This is a genomic window from Pseudomonas sp. Pseusp16 (assembly GCF_047324915.1).
Lineage (GTDB): Bacteria > Pseudomonadota > Gammaproteobacteria > Pseudomonadales > Pseudomonadaceae > Aquipseudomonas > Aquipseudomonas fluorescens_CD.
This window is the reverse complement of sequence record NZ_CP168522.1, coordinates 287,853-313,586: the sequence shown is the minus strand read 5'-3', so window position 1 is coordinate 313,586 and position 25,734 is coordinate 287,853. Positions and strand designations below refer to the sequence as shown.

Annotated in this window: 22 protein-coding genes; 10 read left to right on the top strand and 12 right to left on the bottom strand. The window is 60.3% G+C overall.

The window, feature by feature from the left end; all coding sequences use genetic code 11:
* Window positions 1–90: 90 nt before the first annotated feature.
* Together ACEN8Q_RS01250 and ACEN8Q_RS01245 are read right to left on the bottom strand one after the other, a co-directional pair.
* Window positions 91–2,448: a T6SS phospholipase effector Tle1-like catalytic domain-containing protein gene (locus tag ACEN8Q_RS01250; RefSeq protein ID WP_413704361.1), complete on the bottom strand. Its 2,358-nt coding sequence runs from the start codon at window positions 2,446–2,448 to the stop codon at window positions 91–93.
* Complete coding sequence (locus tag ACEN8Q_RS01245) at window positions 2,436–2,945, bottom strand: DUF3304 domain-containing protein (protein WP_413704360.1); 510 nt, start codon at window positions 2,943–2,945, stop codon at window positions 2,436–2,438. Before ACEN8Q_RS01245 ends, ACEN8Q_RS01250 begins: the two co-directional genes overlap by 13 nt.
* A gap of 690 nt (window positions 2,946–3,635) precedes the next feature.
* On the opposite strand from ACEN8Q_RS01245, the gene ACEN8Q_RS01240 reads away from it, so the two are divergent.
* On the top strand, window positions 3,636–3,983 hold the full coding sequence (locus ACEN8Q_RS01240; protein WP_413704359.1) for a DUF6124 family protein: 348 nt from the start codon (window positions 3,636–3,638) through the stop codon (window positions 3,981–3,983).
* A 113-nt stretch (window positions 3,984–4,096) separates the two neighbouring features.
* Here the strand turns inward: ACEN8Q_RS01240 and ACEN8Q_RS01235 are convergent, their stop codons facing one another.
* From ACEN8Q_RS01235 to ACEN8Q_RS01225, 3 genes are read right to left on the bottom strand one after another with little or no spacing between them, the layout of a single operon-like run.
* Window positions 4,097–5,005: a helix-turn-helix domain-containing protein gene (locus ACEN8Q_RS01235; protein WP_413704358.1), complete on the bottom strand. Its 909-nt coding sequence runs from the start codon at window positions 5,003–5,005 to the stop codon at window positions 4,097–4,099.
* Complete coding sequence (locus ACEN8Q_RS01230; RefSeq protein WP_413704357.1) at window positions 5,002–6,420, bottom strand: aminotransferase; 1,419 nt, start codon at window positions 6,418–6,420, stop codon at window positions 5,002–5,004. Before ACEN8Q_RS01230 ends, ACEN8Q_RS01235 begins: the two co-directional genes overlap by 4 nt.
* A gap of 39 nt (window positions 6,421–6,459) precedes the next feature.
* Window positions 6,460–7,566: a polyamine ABC transporter substrate-binding protein gene (locus tag ACEN8Q_RS01225; RefSeq protein WP_413704356.1), complete on the bottom strand. Its 1,107-nt coding sequence runs from the start codon at window positions 7,564–7,566 to the stop codon at window positions 6,460–6,462.
* A 215-nt stretch (window positions 7,567–7,781) separates the two neighbouring features.
* On the opposite strand from ACEN8Q_RS01225, the gene ACEN8Q_RS01220 reads away from it, so the two are divergent.
* Together ACEN8Q_RS01220 and ACEN8Q_RS01215 are read left to right on the top strand one after the other, a co-directional pair.
* On the top strand, window positions 7,782–8,564 hold the full coding sequence (locus ACEN8Q_RS01220; protein ID WP_413704355.1) for an enoyl-CoA hydratase-related protein: 783 nt from the start codon (window positions 7,782–7,784) through the stop codon (window positions 8,562–8,564).
* Window positions 8,561–9,742, top strand: coding sequence for an acetyl-CoA C-acyltransferase family protein (locus ACEN8Q_RS01215; RefSeq protein ID WP_413704354.1), 1,182 nt, complete (start codon window positions 8,561–8,563; stop codon window positions 9,740–9,742). The genes ACEN8Q_RS01220 and ACEN8Q_RS01215 overlap by 4 nt, the downstream gene beginning before the upstream one ends.
* A 439-nt stretch (window positions 9,743–10,181) precedes the next feature.
* Here ACEN8Q_RS01215 and ACEN8Q_RS01210 read toward each other — a convergent pair whose 3' ends face one another.
* Window positions 10,182–10,532, bottom strand: a complete 351-nt coding sequence (locus ACEN8Q_RS01210) for a hypothetical protein (protein ID WP_413704353.1) — start codon at window positions 10,530–10,532, stop codon at window positions 10,182–10,184.
* A gap of 301 nt (window positions 10,533–10,833) precedes the next feature.
* On the opposite strand from ACEN8Q_RS01210, the gene ACEN8Q_RS01205 reads away from it, so the two are divergent.
* The 3 genes from ACEN8Q_RS01205 (at window position 10,834) to ACEN8Q_RS01195 (ending at window position 14,890) form a co-directional block, all read left to right on the top strand.
* Complete coding sequence (locus ACEN8Q_RS01205; protein ID WP_413704352.1) at window positions 10,834–12,003, top strand: aromatic ring-hydroxylating oxygenase subunit alpha; 1,170 nt, start codon at window positions 10,834–10,836, stop codon at window positions 12,001–12,003.
* Between the two features lie 151 nt (window positions 12,004–12,154).
* Window positions 12,155–13,816: a choline dehydrogenase gene (locus ACEN8Q_RS01200; protein WP_413704351.1), complete on the top strand. Its 1,662-nt coding sequence runs from the start codon at window positions 12,155–12,157 to the stop codon at window positions 13,814–13,816.
* A gap of 9 nt (window positions 13,817–13,825) precedes the next feature.
* Window positions 13,826–14,890 carry a GlxA family transcriptional regulator gene (locus tag ACEN8Q_RS01195; protein ID WP_413427868.1) on the top strand — a complete coding sequence of 355 codons (1,065 nt, stop codon included), beginning with the start codon at window positions 13,826–13,828 and terminating at the stop codon, window positions 14,888–14,890.
* Between the two features lie 73 nt (window positions 14,891–14,963).
* Here ACEN8Q_RS01195 and ACEN8Q_RS01190 read toward each other — a convergent pair whose 3' ends face one another.
* A complete protein-coding gene (locus tag ACEN8Q_RS01190; protein ID WP_413704350.1) occupies window positions 14,964–15,695 on the bottom strand; it encodes a class II aldolase and adducin N-terminal domain-containing protein in 732 nt (243 codons plus the stop codon).
* A gap of 425 nt (window positions 15,696–16,120) precedes the next feature.
* On the opposite strand from ACEN8Q_RS01190, the gene ACEN8Q_RS01185 reads away from it, so the two are divergent.
* Window positions 16,121–17,242 carry an HlyD family secretion protein gene (locus ACEN8Q_RS01185; RefSeq protein ID WP_413427870.1) on the top strand — a complete coding sequence of 374 codons (1,122 nt, stop codon included), beginning with the start codon at window positions 16,121–16,123 and terminating at the stop codon, window positions 17,240–17,242.
* A complete protein-coding gene (locus tag ACEN8Q_RS01180) occupies window positions 17,239–18,831 on the top strand; it encodes a DHA2 family efflux MFS transporter permease subunit (protein ID WP_413427871.1) in 1,593 nt (530 codons plus the stop codon). Before ACEN8Q_RS01185 ends, ACEN8Q_RS01180 begins: the two co-directional genes overlap by 4 nt.
* A 12-nt stretch (window positions 18,832–18,843) precedes the next feature.
* On the opposite strand, the gene ACEN8Q_RS01175 is transcribed toward ACEN8Q_RS01180, so the two are convergent.
* The 5 genes from ACEN8Q_RS01175 to ACEN8Q_RS01155 all read right to left on the bottom strand — a co-directional run bounded on the left by ACEN8Q_RS01175 (window position 18,844) and on the right by ACEN8Q_RS01155 (window position 23,667).
* On the bottom strand, window positions 18,844–19,284 hold the full coding sequence (locus ACEN8Q_RS01175) for a carboxymuconolactone decarboxylase family protein (RefSeq protein WP_008017565.1): 441 nt from the start codon (window positions 19,282–19,284) through the stop codon (window positions 18,844–18,846).
* A 154-nt stretch (window positions 19,285–19,438) separates the two neighbouring features.
* Window positions 19,439–20,881 carry a mechanosensitive ion channel domain-containing protein gene (locus ACEN8Q_RS01170; protein ID WP_413704349.1) on the bottom strand — a complete coding sequence of 481 codons (1,443 nt, stop codon included), beginning with the start codon at window positions 20,879–20,881 and terminating at the stop codon, window positions 19,439–19,441.
* 459 nt (window positions 20,882–21,340) lie between these two features.
* The gene (ycaC, locus tag ACEN8Q_RS01165) at window positions 21,341–21,967 is read right to left on the bottom strand and encodes an isochorismate family cysteine hydrolase YcaC (protein WP_413427873.1); all 627 of its coding nucleotides are present in this window, start codon (window positions 21,965–21,967) and stop codon (window positions 21,341–21,343) included.
* A 57-nt stretch (window positions 21,968–22,024) separates the two neighbouring features.
* Window positions 22,025–22,708, bottom strand: a complete 684-nt coding sequence (locus ACEN8Q_RS01160; RefSeq protein WP_413704348.1) for an isochorismatase family protein — start codon at window positions 22,706–22,708, stop codon at window positions 22,025–22,027.
* 92 nt (window positions 22,709–22,800) lie between these two features.
* Window positions 22,801–23,667, bottom strand: a complete 867-nt coding sequence (locus ACEN8Q_RS01155) for a pirin family protein (protein ID WP_413427874.1) — start codon at window positions 23,665–23,667, stop codon at window positions 22,801–22,803.
* A gap of 104 nt (window positions 23,668–23,771) precedes the next feature.
* Here ACEN8Q_RS01155 and ACEN8Q_RS01150 point away from each other — a divergent pair, with 104 nt between their 5' ends.
* Both ACEN8Q_RS01150 and dkgB read left to right on the top strand, forming a co-directional pair.
* Window positions 23,772–24,680 (top strand): LysR family transcriptional regulator, encoded by a 909-nt coding sequence (locus ACEN8Q_RS01150; RefSeq protein ID WP_223531675.1) that lies wholly within the window; start codon window positions 23,772–23,774, stop codon window positions 24,678–24,680.
* A gap of 247 nt (window positions 24,681–24,927) precedes the next feature.
* Window positions 24,928–25,731, top strand: coding sequence for a 2,5-didehydrogluconate reductase DkgB (gene dkgB / locus ACEN8Q_RS01145; protein WP_413704347.1), 804 nt, complete (start codon window positions 24,928–24,930; stop codon window positions 25,729–25,731).
* The last annotated feature ends 3 nt before the right edge of the window (window positions 25,732–25,734 follow it).

Sequence of the window (25,734 nt, the reverse complement as noted above, 5' to 3'; positions counted from 1 at the left end):
AGCGCGCGCCCAGCCCAGCTTGTGCAGAGCCAGAAACATTGCAACCAGTTCGACATTCAGGTTCGTTACCCATGCGTACCAGAGGCAACATCACACGTCCTCCCCGGTGAGTTCGAACAAACTGCCCGCCTCGCGCAACATGGCGGTGGTTCGATCGATCATCTGCGCATAGTTTTCCTCGGCAATCTGCTGCTTCAGCTCAGCCGCCACCTGGCCGATATGAGCCGTCGGTTTCAGCAACTGCGCGGCCTCCGGCAGGAACGGCAGCGCCACACCCCGCGCCTTGTCGATCACCTGATAGCCGATGGTGGCGCCACCGATGCCCGCGGCCAGCCCGCCAACCCCGCCCAGCACCCCACCGCGCTTGATGCCGTAGACCGTTGCGCCGGCCAGCATCGCCACGCCCAGAATTCGTCCCGCCACCACCACCGGTGCCAGGTCCCGGCTGTTGGCATTGCCGAAATAAGTCATGCGATAGAAGAAATAACCGGCCCACAGCTCACGGGATTTCAACGCGTCATGCATGAACCAGGCGCGTGAGTCGTGTATCTGGTCATCGAACAACGCGACCACCAGCGCCATGCGCGGGTCGGTGCCGGGCGTGCCTCGGCTGTCGCTGAACAATTGCTTGTTGCGCAATTCGCCTGCGGCCCTGATCGCGGCGTGGTCTTGCAACTCATCGTTTTCGTTAAGCAGGTAGATGGCGTCGCGCAAGATCACATCGGTGATCGTACCGGCCGCACTGGTTTGCTTGCGGTCGAAGCCTTTGTAGTCGCGTTTGAACTCCGCAGCCGCCTCGCTGAGCTGGGTCTTGTCGATCTGCGGTTCGTAGATGGGCGGGCCGGGATGATTCGTTGCCGCCTCGGGCGCTTTCAGCCGATCGGCCAAGATGATTTTTTTCTGCTTTTCGTAGGCCTCGCGTTGTTGTTCGGTCTCGTAGCCAGTGATTTCATTGGCCTGAGTGAAGAACGGCTGATGCTTGTAGCTGTCGTTGTTCTGCAACGGGTCATTGGCATAACGACCGATGCGCCAGCCGGTAATCCAGCCCAGTTGATCGGCGAGGGCTTCTTCCACGATGATGCCGAGTGGCAGTGGTTTGTACTCCCAGGGTTTTGTGTGGGTGGGGGTGTCGGTGGTGATGCCTGGGAGGGTGTGGCGCCAGGCGTTGAAGCGTTCAACTAGCGTGTCACTGACTCCAAACTCTCTCTCGGTTGTAGGACTCATGACACGCCATTGTCTAGACGACAGCAGGCATTCCGGCAGCACCGTTTCCGGCACCTGCAATGGTGCGCCGGCAGCGAAGGCTTCGGCATACATGTCGTGCAGGACAATCTGCGATACCAGTTCATCAGTACCGCCGCGAGCCTTGCCCTGGTCATTCTGCGGATAACCACCCCCGACATCGGAATGCACACCGGGGTACACCACTTCAAAGGTGTTGGGCGGGTACTGGCCGTCCTCGTTGCGGATCGAGTCCAGCGGAAAGCACGAGCGTTGCTCGAAGGCCGCGACGAAGTGCCGGCAACGTTTGACGAAGTTCGGAAATTTCGCGGCGTCCGGCAGCAACTGACTGTCATCGGCCCAGTCCATGTGCCCGGCAAAAAAAGGCGCCGCATGGGCGATGCCGACCGAGGCGACGGTGTCCAGCACACCGAGAAATTCCACGCTGACTGGCAGGCCGATCAGTCGCTGCTCGGGAAGCGCGGCGCCAGCCGGCGTATCGAACAGCTCGCTCAGCCAGGTCACGAAGGTGCGGGCCTCTGCCGCGCCGCGCGAGAAGCCGTATACGAACAGTTTGACTCCCAGCACCTTGGGTTGCCGGGACTTGGCTTTGCATTCCTCCAAATCCCCCAGCAGCCCATTCATGATTCGCCGCCGTTTGCCTTCCCCCAGGACGCTCATGAGCGGAGCCGGCCAGGTGCTCATTTCTTTGACCAGGTCCTTGGCAGCTATACGGTCAATTTCTTTTTTATTGTTCAGTGAGTACGACAGTGCGCTGGCCACCTGAACCAACGCCCAGTTGATTCGATCCTCACCACCCGTCGCGAACGTCAGCCCATATGCGCTGTAATCGAGTTCGCCAATTTCCGGAAACGGCGTGCCGACACCGGGCATGTAATAAGAAAAATAGCCCTCTTCTTCTGCCTTCTTACCTCTTAGCGATGCATGGAAAAGCTTGGCAATATTGCTCGGGTGGTTCTTCTTCGTATCATTGAACTCGTTATTGTTAGTGCCATCGAAGAACAGACTGATGTGCAGACTGTGGCAGCACTCAAACCCCAGGGACTGCCCTTTTGAGTCGACGCCTCGCTGGTGACAAACCTCCTCGGCAATTTGCTTTTTGTAATTGGCTGTCACCGTCACAACACTACCAGGCAAACGCCCCTCTATTGGAAAAACTGGCGGAGCCCATACCTTAGCGCTTGAATTATTCTTTACTTTGGACATACGGCGGGCTCCTTCATATCCAGTGGTTCTTTAATGGGGTTATTGGGTGATCCGTACCCCCAGCACGAAGTAGTGACCTTTACTTGATTGCAAGTTAAGAAATGCACACTTAGACCACACGACTCCGTTCCCGACCATTCTGGTATATCCAAAATTGTGTTGTGGCGCTGAAATTTTGCCTCATGCGCAGCCCACGCATCTTCATCAAACCCATATCCAGTAGTTTTTCTTTTTATTTTTGCATAAGGCTCCGGATCGACTTCCCATTCAATATTCGCCTTCAAACCAGGACGCCATTTGGTCGGCAGAATAATGCAGCAAGAACGCCCACCACCACCGTCGGCCCTATAGCCGTTAACCGAAAGCCAGTTAATGTTGTTCAGCGTATGATTAACAGCTTGTATGTTCCCACCTGCCATATCATTGTCCGCCGTGGAACACCCAACTAACGCCAACCCGAACAAGCCCAACAACCATCTAGGCCAGTATTTTTTCATTGTTATCTCCATCCCCCATCGCTCCCTTATTTCATTTCAGGCTGCATTGGAAAAATTCCGCACGAGTCTCTGCTGTATACATGTTCAGAACTCCCTGAGAGCATACGGAAAGGCTTCATTTCCATCCCTCGTTCAAGCATTCGACAGCTTTCAAGAAGGTGGCGACAGTTGATATAGGATTGCTCCTTCTAGCGCGTAGGACTCTTCCCGATATCGACGCGCAAGGTCTGTAGGATTTTTTATGATCTCTATTTGAGGCTTACAGCTCGGAGATTTCTGATAGCGTTAAAACCCTCGGGGCGAACCCGGTTTGGCCGCAATTCAGGGCTTTTTTACAATCAAGTTCCTGTCTGTTTAAAAGTCAGCAAGTTTACTTCCCGAAAGCCACATCACCTTGCGTCGTTGCCTACGGATACGCCAGAATCCGCCGGCTTGTACGCCCTGGGGCCGCTCGGTAACTTGATTCGCGTCACTGATCGTCAGTGATCGGGTTTAGTAGCCCGTGGTTAAATCTAAGTCGTACAACGCTTCTATCAGTCAGGCATTGCGCCTGCGTTTTGATGGTGGCTGTACGTAGGGCGCCCTTGGGCGCGCCGGCTTCTTAGATTCCCCGGTCTACTAACCTGCGTACAGCTGCCACCCCTTCTTTTAGTAGGGAAGTGGTGCCGGCACAAATCGGGAATCTAAGAAATGTTCAAGGTAACGCCAAACCCGCCGGACACCGATCCGGCAACGTCCTCCAGAACCATCGACTCAAATAATCCCCACGCCCCCACCGATACCATTCCCTCAGCAGCCGATATCCGAGCCACTCCACGCAAACTGTGCACGATGTTTTTCGTTAATCCTGAACTCGATACCGAAAGCCTCCTGGCCCATGCGTGCGAATCGCTGGCCTCGGCCAATATCATGATGATGGATCTGGCGGACCGGACGGAGGGATCGAGCCGCAATACTCTATTGGGTATCGCGCAAGTCATCATGCTGGGCGAGCTGGCGGTGAACCGGGCGCTGGATCGAATCGATCCACCTGAGTAGAAGATCAAAAGATCGCAGCCTGCGACAGCTCCTACATGGGTCTGGTACAACCGTCATTTTGCGGGTGTACGCAAAACCTGTAGGAGTTGCCGAAAGCTGCGATTTTTTGATTTTTAATGTTTACGCAACCACTCGATAAACAGCGCAAACAACTCCGACTGCGACCCCACCTCCAGTTTCAGGTACAGGTTCTTGCGGTGCATGCGCACGGTTTCCGGTGAGATGTTCATCTGGCTGGCCGTGGATTTCACCGAATGCCCGCGCAGGACCATGTGCGCCACTTCCCGCTCGCGTTCGGTGAGCAAGTCGCTGCCGAAATGCTCGAAAGCCGACTGCACCCGGTGCTTGAGATCATCGCGCATGCCCTGGTCTTTATCGCACTGGATCTCGTGACTGCGCAGCATTCCGCGTTGACTGAACTCACTGATGAACTCGCGCACCAACGGCTCCACGGCGCGTAGCAGATTCAGCTGTTCGGCGCTCAGGCATTCACCACCGAAACCCTGATAGAGGCTGACCGAAATCTTCGTGTCATTGCCGGTATCGACGATGTAGTAGCTGTCTTCCGAACAGCCCGCATTCAGGTAATAGGTCTTGTAGTAGTCACTGTCGAAGAAGTTGTCCGGCGCGATTTCCTCCAGGTGATAGAACCCTTGCGCCAATCCCTGCTCCACCGCCAGGCAAAATGGGTCAAGCAGATAGCCCCCGGAAAAATAGCGCTCAAGAATCGAGACCTGATACTCCTGGGCAATCCCGCGCTGATGCAGCAACTGTGGCGCGCGGTCCTTGCGCTCCAGGCTGATCATCATCGACTCGACGGACACCAGTTGCGCCAACGCTGACGCCAGGTGTTGCAGGGCGTCAGGCTCATCGATATGGGCGAATGCCTCGCGCATTCCCCCATGCCATTTGTGCAATGCCCCGAAGGGCATTGCGATCAGCGTATCGTCGTTTGGTTTGCTCATACCCCGCAGTCTAGCGGGTGAGCATGCCCTTGGTAAAAGTCTGACGGATGAAATCATTGGCCGAAATACTGGCCGCTCTGCTCAAGCTCGGCCGCCACTTCAAGGATGCATACCCGCAGGGTCTCGACGATTTCATCGACCTGGGCAAACGTCAGGATCAACGGCGGCGACATCACGTTGAGGTGCATGATCGGCCGCACCAGCAAGCCCCGGGCCTGGGCCCGCGAGTGGATTTTCTCGCCAATGTTGATCTCATCGGGGAACAGCGCCTTGGTGCGTTTATCGGCGACGAATTCCACGCAGGCCATGAGTTTCTGGCAGCGCACATCGCCCACCAGCGGCAACTCCCGCAGGGTTGCCAGGCGCGCTTCCAGATACGCCCCCACCGTGTCGACATGGGCCAGCAGGTTTTCCCGCTCGATGATTTCGATGTTCTTCAGCGCCGCCGTGCAGCACACCGGGTGGCCGCTGTAGGTGAAGCCGTGGGTGAAACAGCGGCCCTTGCCCGGCTCGGCGATGACTTTCCAGATGCGCTCGGAAAAAATGCACGCGCCCAGCGGCAGGTAGGCCGAGGTCAGGCCCTTGGCAGTGGTGATGATGTCCGGTTGCACATCAAACACATCGTAAGAGGCGAAGAACTTGCCCAGCCGCCCGAACGAGGTCACCACCTCGTCGGCGACGAACAGGATGTCGTAGCGCTGGCAGACGTCCCACATGCGCTTGAGATAGCCCCGGGGTGGAATGATCACCCCGCCCGAGCCCATGATCGGCTCGGCAAAAAAAGCAGCCACTTTGTCCGTGCCAATCGACTGGATCTTGTCTTCGAATTCCTTGACCAGAAACTCGAGGAACTGCGCTTCGCCCATGCCGTCGGGCGCACGGTACGGGTTCGGGTTGGAGACGTGGTGGATCAGCGGGTTGGCGTAATCGAACTCCGGCACACGGTCGGCGGCCTTGTTGCCGATCGACATGGTCAGGGTGGTGGAGCCGTGATAGGCGTTGAACCGGGCGATGACGTGCTTCTTCTCGGGTTTGCCACGGCAGTTCTGGTAGTACTGGATCAGGCGGTACGCGGTGTCCACGGCGGTGGAGCCGCCGGTGGTCAGGAACACATGGTCGAGGTCGCCGGGGGCCAGGCTGGCGAGTTTTTCGCACAGCTGGATGGCGACGTTGTTGGACATGTCGGAAAACGGGTTCGAATAGGCCAGCTGGCGCACCTGGTCGGCGATGGCCTCGGCCATTTCCTCGCGGCCCAGGCCGATGTTGGTGCACCACATGCCGCCCACCGCATCGAGAAAGCGGTTGCCCTGGGTGTCGTAGATGTAGGCGCCATCGCCTGCGACGATGTTCAACGAACCTTGTTCGGCGTGTTCGTCGAACATGTGGTAGCCGTGCATGTGATGGGCTTTGTCGGCCTTGACCAGCCGGGACTCGTCCGCCGGCGAAAGTACGGTGCGTGTTGGAGTCGCCATAAATAAACCTCTAACCGAATTGACTAACGATCGAACAAATCAGATGCCGCTTTTCACAGTGCTCCAGACCCGGGTAATAGCCCGCATGTCCTTGGCGTCCTGGGTCTTCTGCGGGAACAGACGCTCGCGGGTCTGTGCATCGGGGTAGATCGCCGGGTTGTCGCGCACATCGGCGTTCAGCAACGGCGTGGCTGCCGCGTTACTGTTGGCGTAGTTGATGAAATCACTGACGTCGGCCATCACCTGCGGCTGCATCAGGTACTCAAGAAATTTGTGCGCGTTGGCGACGTGGGTCGCGTCGGCCGGGATGTACATGTTGTCGAACCAGATCAGCGAACCTTCCTTGGGGATGAAGTACGCCAGATCGATCTTCTTCTTGGCTTCTGCGGCGCGGGCCATGGCCGTGGCGTAGTCGCCGGACCAGGTCATGGCCATGCACACGTCGCCATTGGGCAGGCTGGTCAGGTAATTGACCGAGTCGAATTTGCGGATGTACGGCCGCACGGACAGCAGCAGTTCCTGGGCGGCTTTCAGATCCACCGGTGCAGCGCTTCGCGGATCGCGACCCAGGTAGGTCAAGGCCATGGGGATGACTTCGGTCGGCGCATCGAGCAGGGTCACGCCGCAATCGGCAAACTTCGAGACGATCTTTGGATCGAAAATCATCGCCAGCGAACCGATGGGCGCGTCCGGCATGCGTTCCTTGATCTTGTCGACGTTGTAGGTCACGCCGTTGCTACCCCAGGTGTACGGCGCCGAGTACTGGGTGCCGGGGTCATAGCCTTGCAGGTCCTCGAGGATTTTTGGGTCGAGGTTGGTCCAGCCCGGCAGCTGTTTTTTATCCAGCGCCTGGAACACCTTGGCCTTGATCAGCGGCGGCGCAAGCGACGCGTTCAGTACGATCAGGTCATAACCGGAATGGCCGGTGAGCAACTTGGCCTGCACCGTTTCATAGGAGTCGAAGGTGTCGTAGACCACTTTGATGCCGGTGGCCTTTTCGAAATCGGCGATGGTTTTCTCACCGATGTAGTCCGCCCAGTTATAGAGCCGCAGCGTATTGCTGTCGTCCACTTGAGCGGCGTAGGCATTCAAGGTCAGCGGTACAATAAACAGACTGGAAATCACCTTAAGCAGCGTCTTGCCCATAGCAAATGCACCTTATAGCGAGTTCGGCTCTGGATGAGCGGATGCCCTCACTATTGGTGGATTCGCCGGACGGAACCATACCCCGAATGGGTGTGTGTCGTTTTTGGCTCACCGGCATGGCAAAAAGCGGCAGCGCAGTTGACCCGTTTTGCCATAGATCCGGGGTTTGTCCGGCGCTTAAAGTGGCAGCCTGAACCGACCCTGCGGAGCCTGCGATGACCGACCTGATCAAACACGAGCAACGCGACGGCGTGTTGACGCTGACCATCGACCGCCCGGACAAGCTCAACGCGTTGAATAACGCCATGTACACGCAACTGGCCGACCTGTTGCAGGCTGCGGACGAAGACGCGCAGACCGGTGTAATCATCCTCACTGGCGGCCCGGCCTGCTTTACCAGCGGCAATGACCTGGTGGATTTCCTCCAACATCCGCCGACGCATCTGGACGCCCCGGCGTTCCGCCTGATGAAAGTCGTCACTCGCCTGCAAAAGCCGCTGATCGCGGCAGTCTGTGGGGCCGCCATCGGCATCGGCACCACGTTGCTGTTGCATTGCGATCAGGTGCTGGTCACCTGCAACGCCAAGTTGCGCATGCCGTTCGTCAACATCGGCCTGTGCCCCGAATTTGGCGCCAGCCTGTTGCTGCCACGCCGGCTCGGCCATGCCCGCGCCGCGAGCCTGCTCCTGTTGGGCAATGGCCTGGACGGCAACGAAGCGGTGGCCTGGGGCCTGGCCAACGAAGCCTTCGATGACGGCGAACAATGCCTGGCGGCGGCGACAACAATCGCCCGGCGCTTTTTGGCCATGCCCCAGCAGGCCTTGCGCCAGTCGCGGCAACTGATGAAACAGGCTTCCCTGGCCGAACTGGAAGCCACCCTGCGCGAAGAAAACACACTGTTCATCCAGCGCTTGAACACCGACGAGGCGAAAACCGCCTTGAACGCCCTGCTCAATCGCAGTACAGACAAGAATCCACCGAAAGGAAACCAGCCATGAACACTCCAGAAATCTACGTCGTCAGCGCCACCCGTACCGCCATCGGTACCTTCGGCGGTTCGCTCAAGGACGTGCCACTGGCCGACCTGGCGACCACGGCCGTAAAAACCGCCCTGGAGCGAGCCGCCGTGGACCCGGCGCTCGTTGGCCATCTGGTGATGGGCAACGTGATCCCGACCGAAACCCGTGACGCCTACATCTCCCGCGTTGCGGCGATGAACGCCGGCATTCCGAAGGAAACCCCGGCCTACAACGTCAACCGCCTGTGCGGTTCGGGCCTGCAGGCCATCATCAACGCTGCGCAGACCCTGATGCTGGGCGATGCCGACATCGTCGTGGGTGCCGGTGCCGAATCCATGAGCCGCGGTCCATACCTGATGCCTTCGGCCCGTTGGGGTTCGCGCATGGGCAACGCCCAGGTCATCGACTACATGCTCGGGATCCTGCATGACCCGTTCCATGGCATCCACATGGGCATCACCGCCGAGAACGTCGCCGCGCGCAATGGCATCACCCGCGAAATGCAGGACGCCCTGGCCCTGGAAGACCAGAAACGCGCCGCCCATGCGATTGCCAACGGCTACTTCAGCGAGCAGATCGCTACCGTGGAAATCCAGGATCGCAAGGGCACCAAACTGTTCAGCGTCGACGAGCATCCGCGCGCCACGTCCCTGGAACAACTGGCTGCGATGAAGCCGGCGTTCAAGAAGGACGGCTCGGTCACCGCCGGCAACGCCTCGGGCCTGAACGACGGTGCCGCCGCACTGGTCATGGCCACCGGCAACGCGGTTCAGGCCAATAACCTGAAACCGCTTGCCCGCCTGGTCAGCTATGCCCACGCAGGCGTCGAACCGGAATTCATGGGCCTGGGCCCGATTCCGGCCACGCGCCTGGCGCTCAAGCGCGCTGGCCTGACCATCGCCGACCTGGACGTGATCGAAGCCAACATCGCCTTTGCCGCCCAGGCCTGCGCCGTCAGCCAGGAACTGGATCTGGACCCGGCCAAGGTCAACCCGAACGGTTCGGGGATTGCGCTGGGTCACCCGGTGGGTGCGACGGGCGCCATCATCGCCACCAAGGCTATCCACGAACTGCACCGCACTGGGGGCCGTTACGCTCTGGTGACCATGTGCATTGGTGGTGGTCAGGGGATTGCGGCGATTTTTGAGCGGGTTTGATAGGGCCTTTCATGGTGCTTTAACCGCGTGCATATCCATTGCTGCGGTTACGGCGGCTTAGGGTTCCGCCCTTACGGCGGGTTACTTGGAAGAGCGGAGCGCCGCCCGGCCCCAAGTAACCAAGGGCTCTTGCCCCTGACGTTCGGTGCCTCGCCAAGGCTCGGCATTCCCTCGCTCCGGTCCTGCTCCGTGGGCCCGGAGCGAGGGAACCCTGAGCCTTGGCGAAGGGCCGTACGTCAGGGGATAGGCCCTTTGGTTACTTTGGGCTGGGCCGGCATTCCGGCCCCAAAGTAACCCGCCGTAAGGGCGGAACCAATAATGGCCATCACCACAACAATGGATATGTACACAGCCACTGCCCCCATAAAAAAACGGGCAGACGAGGTGCGGCTCGTCTGCCCGCCAAAACAGGAAACCCCTGAAAAGGTGGTGTGAAGCGTCAGCTGCCCTCCGGCACCAGCCGCGGCCCCTTGCGCGCCACCTGCTGACCCGGTTCAAAGCGGGCATTAGGTGAACGCACGGTGCTGATTTCACCTTGGGCGTCCTTCACTTCATAAGCGGTTTCCGTCAGCCCGGCGGCTTGCTGAATCGAACCTCCGGCAAAAAACCCGACACCGGCACCGACCAATGCACCAACAGGCCCACCCACTGCGCCCACCATCAAACCGGTCAGCGCACCGTAACCTTTGCCAGCAGTGGTATCGGGCACTTCGCGCACGACCTGGTCGGCCATGCACAGGGGGGAAAGCAACAGGCAGAGCGTGAATCCGAGGGGAATGGAGTGAGACATGGCAAATTCCTTCTTCGGGTCAATGCCATATCAAAATCACAAAACATGCCATTTAACGAATCGTTGTATATCAATAAGTTAATTTTACGAGAGTCATACTGACCACAAAAAAATAGAGTCAGTATGACTACATCGAGGTCACAATGACTTGCTCCAGGTCAAAAGATTGCAGCCTCGGAGTGCCTTGATGTTTTCCCCCGCAACTGGTCGCTTTCCATCAATCCACCCGCCTCTCTGCCCCCTAGATTAGGACCCACAACAAAGCCGTACCGTGCGGCGCAAGGCACCGAGGAGAGCCCCCATGCAACCCATTCACAACCTCAAGACCCAAAGCTCGATCGACGGCTGGGACCACCAGGACCCGGAAGAAGCCTTCACCCTGCCCTCGCGTTACTTCTATGACGAAACCCTGTTCAAGGCCGAGCGCGACAACATTTTCATGCACGCCTGGCACGTGGCCGGGCACGTCAGTGAGTTTGCCGAACCGGGTCAGTACGTGGTCACGGATCTGTTCGACCAGAGCGTGGTGGTGGCGAAGAATCGTCAGGGCCAGATCCATGCGTTTCACAACGTTTGCCAGCATCGCGGCAACCGCTTGCTGGAAGAACGGCGCGGCACCACCAGCGGTGTGGTGCGTTGCGCCTATCACTCGTGGTGCTACGAAATGGACGGCAGCCTGCGCAGCGCACCGCGTTGCGAGAAGATGAAAAACTTCGAGTTGCAGCAGTTCAACATCCCGCAGATTCGCACCGAAGAATTGGGCGGTTTCATCTATTTCAACCTCGACCCGGCCGCGCCGTCCTTGCGGGACTTGTTCCCCGGCGCCGACGAGGAAATGCGCCGGGTGTTTCCGGACCTGGCCAACATGCGCCTGATCGAGGAACAGGACGTGATCGTGCCGGCCAACTGGAAGGTGATCATGGATAACTCCATCGAGGGTTATCACTTCAAGCTGTCCGGGCCCTGCCATATCGACCTGGCGAAGTTGATCGACTTCAAGGGTTATCAGTTGAGCAAACGCGACAACTGGTGGACCTACATCGCCCCGGCCAACCTCTCGGTGACCGAAGCCTACGGTGTGCCCCTGCGCAAGGACCTGAACCCGGACGAATGCTTCTTCAACATCGGCATGTGGCCGAACAACACCTTCTATACCTTTCCGTTTTCGGAGTTCCTGGGCTCATTCATCATGATCCCGCTGGACGCCGAACGCTCGCTGCTGCGCTTCGGTTACTACTCAAGCAATGCCGAAACGGCGGCGGTCAGTACATCGTGCATGAAGTGGATGAACGAAGATCTGGGGCCGGAGGACATCGCACTGAACATCTCGGTGCAGAAAGGCCTGCGCTCGCTCGGTTACGACCAGGGGCGCTACATGATCGATGCCCAGCGCAGCAATGAAAGCGAGCACCTGGTGCATCACTTTCACCGGTTGGTGTTTAACGGGATTCATGGATCGACCGCGAATTGACCGGACGAATGCAGTCCCTGTGGGAGCGGGCTTGCTCGCGAATGCGATGCATCAGGCAATGAAACCATCGACTGACACACCGCATTCGCGAGCAAGCCCGCTCCCACAGGGTTTGGTGTCATGACCTTCTATTGATGGAGCACCCCGAACCATGCCCAACCATGCGTTTGATTACCTGATCGTGGGCGCCGGGTCCGCCGGCTGCGTATTGGCCAATCGTCTGGGCGAAGACCCGGCGGTGCGGATTCTGCTGCTGGAGGCCGGGCCGGCGGACCAGAGCTGGACCATCGACATGCCGTCCGCCGTGGGCCTGGTGGTCGGCGGTACGCGCTACAACTGGAGCTACAGCTCCGAGCCGGAACCCTTTCTGGACGGCCGCCGGATCGGCACGCCGCGAGGCCGCACGCTGGGCGGTTCGTCGTCGATCAATGGCATGGTCTACATCCGCGGCCATGCCCGGGACTATGACGGCTGGGCCGAACAGGGCTGCGTCGGCTGGGGTTATCAGGACGTGCTGCCGTATTTCAAACGCGCCCAGACCCATGCCGATGGCGCGGACGATTACCGTGGGGCGACAGGTCATCTGCACGTCACCCCCGGCGATACCACGACGCCATTGTGCGCCGCGTTTCTGGCGGCCGGCGCACAGGCCGGGTATGGCCTGAGCGATGATTTGAACGGTTATCGCCAGGAAGCCTTCGGCCCGGTGGATCGCACCACCCGCGCCGGGCGACGCTGGAGCACCTCCCGCGGTTATCTGCGTGAAGCGCTGGTCCGGTGCAACGTTCAGGTGCACACCGACGCTCTGGCGCTGCGCATTCTGTTCGACGGCAAACGCGCCGTCGGCATTGAGTACGAGCACAACGGCGCGGTCCACCAGGCCTTCGCCCGGCGTGAAGTGTTGCTGACCGCCGGGGCCATCAACTCAGCGCAATTACTGCTACTGTCCGGCATTGGTCCGGCGGCGGAACTGCGGGACCTGGGGATCGAGGTCAGACACGACCTGCCCGGTGTCGGTCGGCGCCTCAACGATCACCCGGACACAGTGGTGCAATACCTGTGCAAGCAACCGGTGTCGCTCTACCCGTGGACCACCGCGCCGGGCAAATGGTGGATCGGCGCACGCTGGTTTGCCACCCACGACGGGCTGGCGGCGAGCAACCATTTCGAGGCCGGGGCATTCATCCGCTCCCGGGCCGGGGTCGAGTTTCCCGACCTGCAACTGACCTTCATGCCCCTGGCAGTCAAACCCGGCAGTGTCGACCTGGTGCCGGGCCACGCGTTCCAGATCCACATCGACCTGATGCGCCCCACCAGCCTGGGCAGCGTCACGCTCAACAGCGCCGACCCCAGGCAGCCGCCGCGCATCCTGTTCAATTACCTGAAAACCGAGCAGGATCGCGCCGACATGCGCGCCGGCGCACGGCTGGTGCGCGAGATCATCGCGCAACCGGCCATGGCCGCTTATCGTGGTGAAGAGCTGGTGCCTGGCCCGCAAGCGCAAAGTGATGAGGCGCTGGACGCCTGGGCCAGGCAGGTCACGGAAACCGGCTACCATGCCAGCGGTACCTGCAAGATGGGACTGGCGAGCGATGTCGAAGCCGTGGTCGATCCGCAACTGCGGGTGCATGGCCTCGACAGACTGCGAGTGGTGGACGCCTCGATCATGCCGGTGATCGTCAGCGGCAACACCAATGCACCGACGGTGATGATCGCGGAAAAGGCCAGCGACCTGATTCGCAGCCTGCCACCACTGCCGGCCGTCGATACCCCGGTGTGGATTCACCCACAATGGCAAACGCAGCAACGATAGAGATCACCCATGAGCAGTCAGTCGTCCAACAGCACCGAAACACCTTTCACCTGGCGGCGCGGCGACGTCGCGCCGTTGCGTGTCGCGGTGCTGTTGTTGCCGTCGTTTTCCAACTTCGGTCTGGCGGCCGTGCTGGAACCGCTGGCCATTGCCAACTGGCTGACTCAGCGCACCGTGTTCGAGTGGTCGCTGTTGTCGATGGACGGTGAACCGGTGCAGGCCAGCAATGGCCTGACCACGGTCGCCAATGACGGCTTGAAGGCCGACCGGGGGTTCGATGTGTGCGTGGTGCTCGCCAGTTTCGATGTGCACAAACACAGCCGCAACCTCGCACTCAAAAGCTGGTTACGCAAACAGGCGTTGTTCGGCGCCGTGCTGATGGGCGTGGAAACCGGCACCGAACTGCTCGCCGCCGCCGGCGTGCTCGACGGTTACGAAGCCGCCGTGCACTGGGACAACCTGCAGGGTTTTCAGGAAAGTTATCCGCGGGTCCACGCCAGGCCGCAGCTCTACACCCTGGAGCGCCAGCGCATGACCTGCGCCGGCGCCACCACGACCCTGGACATGCTGCTGGGCTGGATCGGCCAGAGCCTGGACAGCGAACTGGCCCGGGAAATCGGCATGCACCTGTTGATGGGCCAGGTGCGCGCGCCGGCCGACAATCAACTGGACGGCGGCCTGACCAACACCGGGCTGTACGGCAGCAAGATCCGCCGCGCCATCGGCTTGATGGAGCAGTCGTTGGAGGAACCGCTGGATTGCGAAGCAATTGCCGCTCAGGTCGGCCTTTCACGGCGGCAACTGGAGCGGCAATTCAAGCATCAGACCGGCCTGTCACCGCTCAAGTACTACATCACCCTGCGCCTGGCCAAGGCCCACAGTTTGCTGCAACAAACGCGCTTGAGCGTCGCCCAGGTGGCAGCCTGCTCGGGCTTCGGTTCGCTGGAGCACTTTTCCCGTACCTATCGAGCCCGCTTCGGCTGCCCGCCCAGCGAAGACCGCAGCCAGGTATGGACCGCCCCGGTGATGCGCCAGCCGCTGCGCAAGGAGCACCGGCCGGTCGAGGCGGACTGACGAACGCTTTTCGTAGGAGCCCGGCTTGCCGGCGATGGCGATCTCAGGTACGCCATCGCTGGCAAGCCAGCTCCTACAGACTCCGATACTCGGGTTCTTCTTCGTCGAGAATCCCCATCAGCGCATTGAAATGCTTGTCGGCAAAGCCCGGGTAGTCGAGCCATTGCCGACAGGTCTTGCGCGCGACTTCATCGCTGGCGATGCGCAACTCACGGCCAGTGGAAAGCGCGGTGATGTAGGTCTCGCAGGCGCGTTCGAAGTAGTACAGATCATCGAACGCCTGGGCGATGCTCGATGCCACAACCAGCAGGCCGTGATTACCCATCAGCAGAATTGGCTTATCCCCCAGCAGCTGGCTGACTCGCTCCGCCTCTTCACCCAGGCCCATGCCGTCGAAGCCTTCGTCGATCGCCACTCGCTCGAAAAAACGCATGCAGTTCTGCTCGATCGGCGGCAGCCGCGAATCCGCCAGACAGGCCATGGCCGTCGCGTATTTCGAATGGGTATGCAGGATGCAGCGAGCGTGGGGCTGATTGCGGTGCAAGGCACTGTGCAAGGCCCATGCGGTGATGTCTGGCGCGTCCGGGCGATCCAGGCTGGCAGGCTCATCGGCGTTGAGCAACAGCAAGTCGCTGGCCTTGATCCGCGAGAAGTGCTTGCCATAAGGGTTGATCAGGAACTCCCGACCGTCCCCCGACACCGCGACGCTGAAGTGATTGGCGATGGACTCGTGCAGGTTCAGCCGCGCCGCCCAGCGGAACGCACAGGCCAGGCGAATACGCAGTTGCTCGACAGGTTGATTCATCCCGTGCTCCCCCGGATGTTGATCGGTTGCTGGCAGTGTAGAGCGACGCCTTGCGCACACTTGACGGGAAACGACACGGATTGCCGTTATCGACCAGCTCGTCAGGGTGAACGGCCGGGATGACGAGTCCGCAATCATTTACTTGCCACATTTCTTTCGTCTGTAACACCGCCTTCGCGAGCAAGCCCGCTCCCACAGGGACCTGTGTTGTTCACAGAAAAGTTTGTTCGACACATACCCTGTGGGAGCGGGCATGCTCCGGGCGGCGTTCCGACGAAGGCGCCAGATCGACCGCCACCTATTCAACTGCCCTCGCATCAAACCAGCCACCTGACGACCGGCAGCAAAAACCATTTGCCACAAAATATTACATACGTCATATTACAGCCATCATAATTAACCACCGCTCCAACAGGTAATCTTCCATGACCAGCATGCCCACCGTTGAACCCGACCTGGCTGCCCCGGTGACTGCCGCCAAACCTCCCCTGCTCAAGCGCCTGTTGTTGCCCACCGTGGGTATCGCGGCACTGGTATTGGCCGGTGTGTATGGCGCGCATTGGTGGAGTGCCGGGCGTTTTATCGAAGAAACCGATGACGCCTATATTGGTGGCGACGTAACGGTGATCGGGCCGAAAGTGGCGGGGTATATCGACGAAGTGCTGGTGACCGACAACCAGAAGGTCAAGGCAGGCGATGTGCTGATCCGTCTCGACTCGCGCGACTACCGTGCCAACCTGGCCAAGGCCGAAGGCGCAGTGGCCGCCCAGGAAGCCTTGCTGGCCAACCTCGACGCCACCGAACAACTGCAACAGGCCGTCATCGGCCAGGCCCGCGCCGGCATCGACGCCGCCGGTGCCGAAGCCGCCCGTTCGCGGGATGACGATGCCCGCTACAAAAAACTGGTGATCACCAACGCCGTCTCGGTGGAAAGCGCCCAGCGTGCCAATACCACGTTCAAGACTGCCCAGGCCCAAAGCAACCGCGCCCAGGCTGAATTGCTGGCCGCGCAACGCCAATTGAATGTGATCGACACCCAGAAACAACAAGCCCGGGCCGCCTTGATCCAGGCCAAGGCCGAGCGCGATCTGGCGCAATTGAATGTCGGCTACACCGAACTGAAGGCACCGGTTGATGGTGTGATCGGCAATCGTCGGGCCCGGGTTGGCGCCTATGCCCAGGCCGGCTCGCAATTGCTCTCGGTGGTGCCGACCAGCGGTCTGTGGGTCGATGCCAACTTCAAGGAAGACCAACTGGCACGCATGCTGCCGGGGCAACGGGTGGTGATCCATGCCGACGTGCTGTCGGGCCAGGAGTTCCACGGTCACCTGGACAGCCTCGCCCCCGCCAGCGGTTCACAGTTCAGCGTGTTGCCACCGGAGAACGCCACCGGCAACTTCACCAAGATCGTGCAGCGGGTGCCGGTGCGCATCCACCTCGATCCGGCCGACAGTGTGCTCGGCCACCTGCGTCCGGGGTTGTCGGTCACCGCTGAAGTGGACACGCGCAAGGAGCCTGAAGCGCCAGTCGTGGCCAGCGCGCCATGAGCCGCCCCGTCACCGCCCCGGCGCAACCGTTCAATGCCGCGAACATGGCGACGGCGACCAAGGTCTTCGCCTTTGCCAGCATGTGCATCGGCATGTTCATTGCGCTGCTGGATATCCAGATTGTCTCGGCTTCGTTGCGTGACATCGGCGGCGGGCTCTCCGCCGGCACCGATGAAACCGCGTGGGTACAGACCAGTTACCTGATCGCCGAAATCATCGTGATCCCGCTGTCGGGCTGGCTCTCCCGGGTGTTTTCCACGCGCTGGCTGTTTTGTGCGTCGGCGGTGGGCTTCACCCTGACCAGCCTGCTGTGCGGCGTGGCTTGGAATATCCAGAGCATGATCGTTTTCCGCGCCCTGCAAGGCTTTCTCGGCGGTTCGATGATCCCGATGGTGTTCACCACGGCCTTCGTGTTCTTCACCGGCAAGCAACGGGTCATCGCCGCCGCGACCATCGGCGCGGTGGCGTCCCTGGCACCGACCCTGGGGCCGGTGATCGGCGGCTGGATCACCGACATATCGTCCTGGCACTGGCTGTTCTACATCAACCTGGTTCCCGGCATCTTTGTCGCCGTGGCCGTGCCGATGCTGGTGAAAATCGACCAGCCGGAACTGTCGCTGCTCAAGGGCGCGGATTATCTGAGCATGGTGTTTCTGGCGCTGTTCCTCGGCTGCCTGGAATACACCCTCGAAGAAGGCCCGCGCTGGAACTGGTTCAGCGACCGCACGATCCTGACCACGGCGTGGATCAGCGGCCTGGCCGGGCTGGCGTTCATCGGCCGGACCTTGCATGTGGCCAATCCGATTGTCGATCTGCGCGCCTTGAAGGATCGCAACTTCGCCCTTGGCTGCTTCTTCTCGTTCGTCACCGGCATCGGCCTGTTCGCCACGATTTACCTGACGCCGCTGTTCCTCGGCCGGGTGCGCGGCTACGGTGCGCTGGACATTGGTCTGGCGGTTTTCTCCACCGGGGTGTTCCAGATCATGGCGATTCCGCTGTATGCCTTTCTGGCCAACCGCATCGACCTGCGCTGGATCATGATGACTGGCCTGGGGCTGTTCGCCTTGTCGATGTGGGATTTCAGCCCGATCACCCATGACTGGGGGGCCAGGGAATTGATGCTACCGCAAGCCTTGCGCGGGATTGCCCAGCAACTGGCGGTGCCGCCCACCGTGACGCTGACCCTTGGCGGCCTGGCGCCGGCAAGGCTTAAACATGCGTCGGGGTTGTTCAATCTGATGCGCAACCTGGGTGGGGCTATCGGCATCGCCGCGTGCGCGACCATTCTCAATGACCGCACCAACCTGCATTTCACCCGGTTGGCGGAGAACCTCAACAGCACCAACGAGGCGCTCAACCAATGGCTGTCACAGGTCGGCAACAACTTCGCCGCCCTCGGCCAGAGCGGTGACACCGGGGTCACCGCCAGCCTGCACCAGCTTTGGTTGTTGACCTACCGCGAAGCGCAGACGCAAACCTACGGCGACGCGTTCTTGATGATCATGGTCTGTTTCATCATCGCCACGGCGATGGTGCCCTTGATGCGCAAGGTGCAACCACCGGCCGCACCGAGCGCCGATGCGCATTGATGCTTGTGCGGGTCAGGCCTGAGGCGTTTTGCGAAAGCCTACGGCCAGACGGTTCCAGCTGTTGATGGTGCTGATGGCCACGGTCAGGTCGACCATTTCCTTGGGCGAGAACTGGGCGCTGACCACTTCGTAGTCTTCATCCGGAGCGTGGGTCAGGCTGAGTTGGGTCAGGGATTCGGTCCAGAGCAGCGCAGCGCGTTCGCGCTCGGTAAAGAACGGTGCTTCGCGCCAGGCTGTCACGGCGAACAGGCGGCGCGGGGTTTCACCGCCCTTGATCGCATCGGCGGTGTGCATGTCGATGCAGAAGGCGCAGCCGTTGATTTGCGAGGCACGCAGCTTGACCAGTTCGATCAGGTTTTTTTCCAGCGGCAATTTCGAAACCGCTGTTTCCAACGCGATCATCGCTTTGAGGGCATCAGGCGAGGCAGTGTAGAAATCGATACGGGGTTTCATAGCGTGCTCCAGGGCAAGTGAGTGTGTGACTACGTTAGTCCCGCAGCCGGTTTACACAAATAGCCAATATTTCAAAAGTCGAGGAGGCCACTGGCGGTGCCTCCTTGAAAGAAAGGGCTATCCGAGAACTCCTCGCGATCCGCGCAGCGGCCATTCACACCCGATTGCGCAACCACCGCAAGAAGCCCTTTTTCTCCACCACCACCGGCAGGTCCTGAGTCAGGGTTTTCGCTTTTTGCAGCCGATAATCGAGCAAGGCTGTCATTGCATCGTTGATATCGTGACGGGCATCCAGGCACGGTTTGAGGTATGACTTTTCGATGCGGTACAGGCCACTGAATGTCTTGGCGGTAAACTGCGCAGGCAGTGCGCTGTCGGTGAGAATACCCGCCTCGCCGAACACCTCCCCCGGCCCCATGCGTCCGGATTCGTATGGCGCTCCGTGACGCATCAAGGTCACCGAGATCACGCCGGACTCGATAATGAACAGGTGATTGCTGACCTCCCCCGCTTCCAGGATCACCTCCCCGGCGCGAAAGGTTTGCAGGGTCATGTTCTGGCTGAACGTGTCTTTCTCTTCCTGGCGCAGGGTGGAGAAAATCGGCGAGCTATCCAGCAATGCCCGTTTGCGTGTCGAGTTGATCGGCGGGCTGGGCTCCACGCTCGACAACAAATTGACCCCGGATGCCTGCAAGTGCCGATAGGCCAGGTCGTACAGCTGGTTGCGCACTGAGCGTTTCTCGTCCATCGACGCGACAAAGCCGTTGATTTCGTAGACCGCTCCGGTGTTGCTGGCGGTTTTAAGGCTGACGCTCGGCGACGGTGTATCGAGCAACGCACGACAACCTTGAATGGCCCGCTCCAAAGCATCGATCACCGTGTTCGGACGCGCGTGCGGGCTAACTTCCAGCGAGACGGAAATGCCGAACATATCGCTCGGCCGGCTGAAATTGATGATCTTGGCCTTGGCTGCCAGGGAGTTGGGTATGACCGCCATGCAACCCTGGGAGGTCTGCAGGCGTGTGGCGCGCCAGTCGATATCGGTCACCTTGCCCTCCATGCCATCGATGGAGATGTAGTCATCCAGTTGGTAGGGTTTGGTGGTGTTCAGGACGATCCCGGAAAACACGTCACTTAGGGTACTTTGCAAGGCCAGGCCGACAATGATCGCCAACGCACCGGACGTCGCCAGCACGCCCTTGACCGGCAGATCGAGTACATAGGCCAGGGCGGCAATGACCGCGATCAGGAAAATCACCGCGCCGAGCAAATCCTGGAGCAACCGCCCTGTATGCCCGACCCGCTGCATCATCACCGCGCCGATCAGCACGGTCAGGGTCCGCGCGCCGAACAACCACCAGCCAATCTGCAAACCGGTGGCCGCCAGATGCAAGGGTACGTTGTCGGCCCAGGGCGGTGGCTCCATCGGGTTCAGGCCTTCATTGAACAGCAGGAGGCTGAACAACGAAAAAATCACCACCCGTACCAACAGCCTCCACCCAATGCCAAGGGCACTGAGCAAATACCACAACCCAAGATCGATCAGGATCAGCGCCATTGCGCAGATCAGCGGGTGTTCAGTGAGCAATGACAGCATCAAGCAACTCCAGCCAGGGCCAATAACGCGAAGATCGCACGGATTGGCCGTAGTGTAGGAGCAATTGATTTCTCTGGATGAGCGCGTCTGGCTGGACACACTGAAAAAAACCTGTGGGAGCAACTGTCTAACCCTGACACGCCGCCTTCGCGAGCAAGCCCGCTCCCACAGGGGATCAAGGCCTGGCGCAAACTCCGGGAACGCCCAATAACCGTGTGGGAGCGGGCTTGCTCGCGAAGAGGCCGGCACAGCCAATATCTACATCGCCTGCCATGCCGCCTTCGCGGGCAAGCCCGCTCCCACAGGGGATCTCGGCCTGGCGCAAACTCCGGGAACGCCCAATAACCGTGTGGGAGCGGGCTTGCTCGCGAAGAGGCCGGCACAGCCAATATCTACATCGCCTGACACGCCGCCTTCGCGAGCAAGCCCGCTCCCACAGGAGCAAGCGTGTTGGCTGGGTTACTTGCTGTTGGTCAGCGTGCTGTAGCTGGTCATCAGGTTGCGGTAATCCGGAATATGGTTGGAGAACAGCGTGGCCAACCCTTCGATGTCGTTGCGCCAGTCGCGGTGCAGTTCACAGGCCAGGCCGAACCAGGTCATCAATTGCGCGCCCTGAGCGGTCATGCGGCTCCACGCCGATTCACGGGTCAGCTCATTGAAGGTGCCGGACGCGTCGGTGACCACGAACACATCGAAGCCTTCGGCCAGCGCCGAAAGCGCCGGGAACGCTACGCACACCTCCGTCACCACACCGGCGATGATCAGTTGTTTCTTGCCGGTGGCCTTGATCGCCTTGACGAAATCCTCGTTGTCCCAGGCGTTGATCTGGCCAGGACGGGCGATGTACGGCGCGTCCGGGAACTGGGCCTTGAGCTCGGGCACCAACGGACCGTTGGGACCGGTCTCGAAACTGGTGGTGAGGATGGTCGGCAGCTTGAAGTACTTGGCCAGGTCGGCCAGGGCCAGCACGTTGTTCTTGAATCGATCCGGATCGATGTCGCGTACCAGTGACAGCAGGCCGGTCTGATGATCCACCAGCAGCACGGCGGCGTTGTCCTTGTCGAGACGCTTGTAGGAAGTGGTCATTGCAGTAGTCCTCGCGTGTTATCGATGCCGAGTGGAAGTCGGCGTGGGGGTAACCGGTTAGCGCCGGGAGTCCAGCACTTCGTGTTCGTTCGCCACTTGCTGGGCCTTGAGGTAACTCTCGATCAGCAATTGATAATGCGGCATGGCCTGGGCGTAGACAGCGGCCCACTGCTCGGCATCCGGGCGGTTCCACGAGCCTTGCAGCTCGGAGAGCGTCGCCATGATGTCGATCGGCACTACCCCGGCTTGGGCCAGGCGGGCCACGGTCAGCTCGGTGGCCAGTTTCGAGTGGTTGCCCGAAGCGTCGACCACCGCGAACACCTTGTAGCCTTCATGCACGGCGGCGATGGACGGAAACGCCAGGCACACGCTGGTCAAGGTGCCGGCGATCACCAGGGTTTTCTTGCCGGTGGCTTTGACCGCCGCGTGAAACTCCGGGTTGTCCCAGGCATTGATTTCACCTTTGCGCGCCACGTATTGCGCGTGGGGTGCAGCCTGGTGGATTTCCGGAATCAACGGCCCGTTCGGCCCTTGCGGCACCGAGGCCGTGGTGATCACCGGCATCTTCAGCAGGGTTGCGGCCTTGGCCAAGGCAATGGCGTTGGCGCGCAGTTGTGGCACATCCATGTCCTTGACGATCTGAAACAGTCCGCTCTGGTGATCGATCAACAGCATCGCGGCGTCGTTGGGGTCGATGGTGGGTTTCTGGCCATCGAAGTTGGCAGCATTGACAGGGTTCATATGCGTTTCCTCTTTCTTTCAGGCAACAGCCATCCCTGGCCTCGGACCGGCCTACGCATCCTGTGTAGAGCGGGTTGTTGAAGCGGAACGGGTTAAGCGTGCATCCGGCCAAAGCGACCGGACTGGAAGTCGGCGAAGGCCTGGTGGATTTCCTGCTCGGTGTTCATCACGAATGGCCCGTGACCGACGATCGGTTCGTCGATCGGTTCGCCGCTGAGCAACAGCACCACCGCGTCTTCGCTGGCTTCGAGGGTCAGCTGATCACCCTTGCGATCGAACAGGGCCAATTGCCCCTGGCGCACCGGCTCCAGGCCATTGACCTGAACCGTGCCGCGCAAAACCACCAGTGCGGTGTTGCGCCCTTCATGCAGATCCAGGGTGAGCAACTTTCCGGCATTCAAACGAATGTCCCACACGTCCACCGGGGTGAAGGTGCGCGCCGGGCCTTCGCGGCCGTCGAATTCACCGGCGATCAGGCGCAGGCTGCCGGCGTTGTCCTTCAAGGCGATGCTCGGGATGTCTTGGTCGAGGATCGTCTGGTAGCCGGGGTCGGCCATCTTGTCCCTGGCCGGCAGGTTGACCCACAGTTGCACCATTTCCAGGGTGCCACCGCTCCTGGCGAAAGCTTCGGAGTGGAATTCTTCATGCAGGATGCCCGAGGCGGCGGTCATCCATTGCACGTCACCGGGGCCGATCTTGCCGCCACTGCCGGTGGAGTCCCGGTGCTCCAGTTCGCCCTTGTAAACGATAGTCACGGTTTCGAAGCCACGATGCGGATGCTGACCAACGCCACGCCGTTCGGTAGTCGGGGTGAATTCAGCGGGGCCGGCATGATCCAGCATCAGGAACGGGCTGATGTGTTTGCCCAGGTTGTCGTAGGAAAACAGCGTGCGAACCGGAAAACCGTCACCAACCCAATGGGTCCGTGGACTGGTGTAGATACCGATGATGTTTTTCATGGTGTCTCCTGGTGAGGTGAGTGAAGCCATGGACAAAGCTTAAAACCGTGACCTTTGCTGCGCTAGACTGCAAAAATCGGCTTTAGCGTTCTATTTGGAGAACGATGGTGGAAGACCTCAACACCCTCTACTACTTCACCCAGGTGGTGGAACATCACGGTTTTGCGGCGGCGGGCCGGGCACTGGACATGCCCAAGTCCAAGCTCAGCCGACGCATTGCCGAACTCGAAGAGCGACTGGGTGTGCGCCTGCTGCACCGCACCAGCCGGCATTGCTCCTTGACGGAAATCGGCCAGGCCTACTACCAGCGCTGTCTGGCCATGCGGGTGGAAGCGGAAAGCGCCGCCGAACTGATCGAGCGCAACCGCTCCGAGCCTCAGGGCCTGGTGCGTGTCAGTTGCCCGACGGCGCTGCTCAATTCCTGGGTCGGGCCGATGCTGACCCGCTACATGCTCAAGTACCCGTTGGTGGAGTTGTTCATCGAGAGCACCAATCGCCGGGTCGACCTGATTCACGAAGGCTTCGATATTGCGTTGCGGGTACGCTTTCCGCCGCTGGAAAACACCGACATGGTGATGAAGGTACTGGGCAACAGCACCCAGAGCGTGGTCGGCAGTCCGGCCTTTTTATCGCGCCTGTCGACTCCGGCCTCCCCGGCCGACCTCAGCGGCTTGCCGAGCCTGCACTGGGGCGCGGCGCAGCGCGAATATCAGTGGGAACTGTTCGGCGCCGATGGCAGCACGGCAATGATTCGTCATGCACCGAGAATGGTCACCGATGATCTGTTGGCCTTGCGCCATGCGGCGGTCGCCGGGATCGGCATCGTGCACCTGCCCAGCGTGGTGGTGCGCGACGAAATTGCCGCCGGCCAACTGGTGGAGCTGGTACCGGGCTGGACACCGAAAAGCGGAGTCATCCATGCAATCTTTCCCTCACGTCGGGGGTTGCTGCCTTCGGTGCGCACGTTGATCGATTTTCTTGGGGAGGAATTCAGCCGTAGTGATATTGCTTAGGGGCCGCAGGTAAGGCTTTGGACCGAGTCGCCATCTTCGCGAGCAAGCCCGCTCCCACATTTGCAATGCATTCCCCCTGTGGGAGCGGGCTTGCTCGCGAAGAGGCCGGCACAAACATCATCAATGCCGAAAACTGCAGGTGATTCATGATTTCCGGTAAACATTGCTTTGCCGCTCCAGCGGTTTTTCTCACGGATGCAGGCGCGGATACTGCCGCCCATTCCCACTGCAACCTCTGGAGTCATCAATGTCCATTCCCGCCTTCGGCCTGGGTACGTTTCGTTTGCAAGGCCAGGTGGTCATCGATTCGGTGAGCACCGGCCTGGCGCTTGGCTACCGGGTGATCGATACCGCCCAAATCTACGAGAACGAAGCCGACGTCGGCGAAGCCATCGCTGCCAGCGGCATTGCCCGTGAAGAGCTGTTCATCACCAGCAAGATCTGGGTCGCCAACCTGGCCGGCGATCGCCTGATCGACAGCCTGAAGGAAAGCCTGAGCAAACTGCAGACCGATTACCTGGACCTGACCCTGATCCACTGGCCGTCGCCGGAAGATCAGGTGCCGGTCGAAGCGTTCATGGGCGCCCTGCTCGAAGCCAAGCGCCTGGGCCTGACCCGCCAGATCGGCGTGTCCAACTTCACCATCGACCTGATGCAGCAAGCGATAGCGGCCATCGGTGCCGAGCACATCGCTACCAACCAGATCGAACTGCACCCGTACCTGCAAAACCGCAACGTCGTCGCGTTCGCGCAGAGCCAGGGCATCGGCATCACGTCATACATGACCCTGGCCTACGGTGAAGTCCTCAACGACCCGCTCATCCAGCAGATCGCCGAACGCCTGCAAGCGACGCCGGCTCAGGTCACCCTGGCCTGGGCCATGCAGTCGGGTTACGCAGTGATCCCGTCTTCCACTCGCCGGACCAACCTGGAAAGCAACTTGAAGGCGCGCGAGTTGACCTTGAGCGAGGCCGACATGGCGCTGATCGCAACGCTGGATCGCGGCCACCGGTTGACCAGCCCCAAAGGCATCGCACCGAGCTGGGATTGAGCC

Coding starts and splice junctions, on each gene's coding strand:
- ACEN8Q_RS01195 (WP_413427868.1), top strand. CDS start 13,826: ATGAGCAGTCAGTCGTCCAACAGCACCGAAACACCTTTCACCTGGCGG.
- ACEN8Q_RS01160 (WP_413704348.1), bottom strand. CDS start 22,708: ATGAACCCTGTCAATGCTGCCAACTTCGATGGCCAGAAACCCACCATC.
- ACEN8Q_RS01170 (WP_413704349.1), bottom strand. CDS start 20,881: ATGCTGTCATTGCTCACTGAACACCCGCTGATCTGCGCAATGGCGCTG.
- ACEN8Q_RS01235 (WP_413704358.1), bottom strand. CDS start 5,005: ATGATTTCATCCGTCAGACTTTTACCAAGGGCATGCTCACCCGCTAGA.
- ycaC (WP_413427873.1), bottom strand. CDS start 21,967: ATGACCACTTCCTACAAGCGTCTCGACAAGGACAACGCCGCCGTGCTG.
- ACEN8Q_RS01175 (WP_008017565.1), bottom strand. CDS start 19,284: ATGAAACCCCGTATCGATTTCTACACTGCCTCGCCTGATGCCCTCAAA.
- ACEN8Q_RS01190 (WP_413704350.1), bottom strand. CDS start 15,695: ATGAATCAACCTGTCGAGCAACTGCGTATTCGCCTGGCCTGTGCGTTC.
- ACEN8Q_RS01205 (WP_413704352.1), top strand. CDS start 10,834: ATGCAACCCATTCACAACCTCAAGACCCAAAGCTCGATCGACGGCTGG.
- ACEN8Q_RS01150 (WP_223531675.1), top strand. CDS start 23,772: ATGGTGGAAGACCTCAACACCCTCTACTACTTCACCCAGGTGGTGGAA.
- ACEN8Q_RS01215 (WP_413704354.1), top strand. CDS start 8,561: ATGAACACTCCAGAAATCTACGTCGTCAGCGCCACCCGTACCGCCATC.
- ACEN8Q_RS01245 (WP_413704360.1), bottom strand. CDS start 2,945: ATGAAAAAATACTGGCCTAGATGGTTGTTGGGCTTGTTCGGGTTGGCG.
- ACEN8Q_RS01230 (WP_413704357.1), bottom strand. CDS start 6,420: ATGGCGACTCCAACACGCACCGTACTTTCGCCGGCGGACGAGTCCCGG.
- ACEN8Q_RS01210 (WP_413704353.1), bottom strand. CDS start 10,532: ATGTCTCACTCCATTCCCCTCGGATTCACGCTCTGCCTGTTGCTTTCC.
- dkgB (WP_413704347.1), top strand. CDS start 24,928: ATGTCCATTCCCGCCTTCGGCCTGGGTACGTTTCGTTTGCAAGGCCAG.
- ACEN8Q_RS01200 (WP_413704351.1), top strand. CDS start 12,155: ATGCCCAACCATGCGTTTGATTACCTGATCGTGGGCGCCGGGTCCGCC.
- ACEN8Q_RS01155 (WP_413427874.1), bottom strand. CDS start 23,667: ATGAAAAACATCATCGGTATCTACACCAGTCCACGGACCCATTGGGTT.
- ACEN8Q_RS01185 (WP_413427870.1), top strand. CDS start 16,121: ATGACCAGCATGCCCACCGTTGAACCCGACCTGGCTGCCCCGGTGACT.
- ACEN8Q_RS01250 (WP_413704361.1), bottom strand. CDS start 2,448: ATGTCCAAAGTAAAGAATAATTCAAGCGCTAAGGTATGGGCTCCGCCA.
- ACEN8Q_RS01240 (WP_413704359.1), top strand. CDS start 3,636: ATGTTCAAGGTAACGCCAAACCCGCCGGACACCGATCCGGCAACGTCC.
- ACEN8Q_RS01220 (WP_413704355.1), top strand. CDS start 7,782: ATGACCGACCTGATCAAACACGAGCAACGCGACGGCGTGTTGACGCTG.
- ACEN8Q_RS01180 (WP_413427871.1), top strand. CDS start 17,239: ATGAGCCGCCCCGTCACCGCCCCGGCGCAACCGTTCAATGCCGCGAAC.
- ACEN8Q_RS01225 (WP_413704356.1), bottom strand. CDS start 7,566: ATGGGCAAGACGCTGCTTAAGGTGATTTCCAGTCTGTTTATTGTACCG.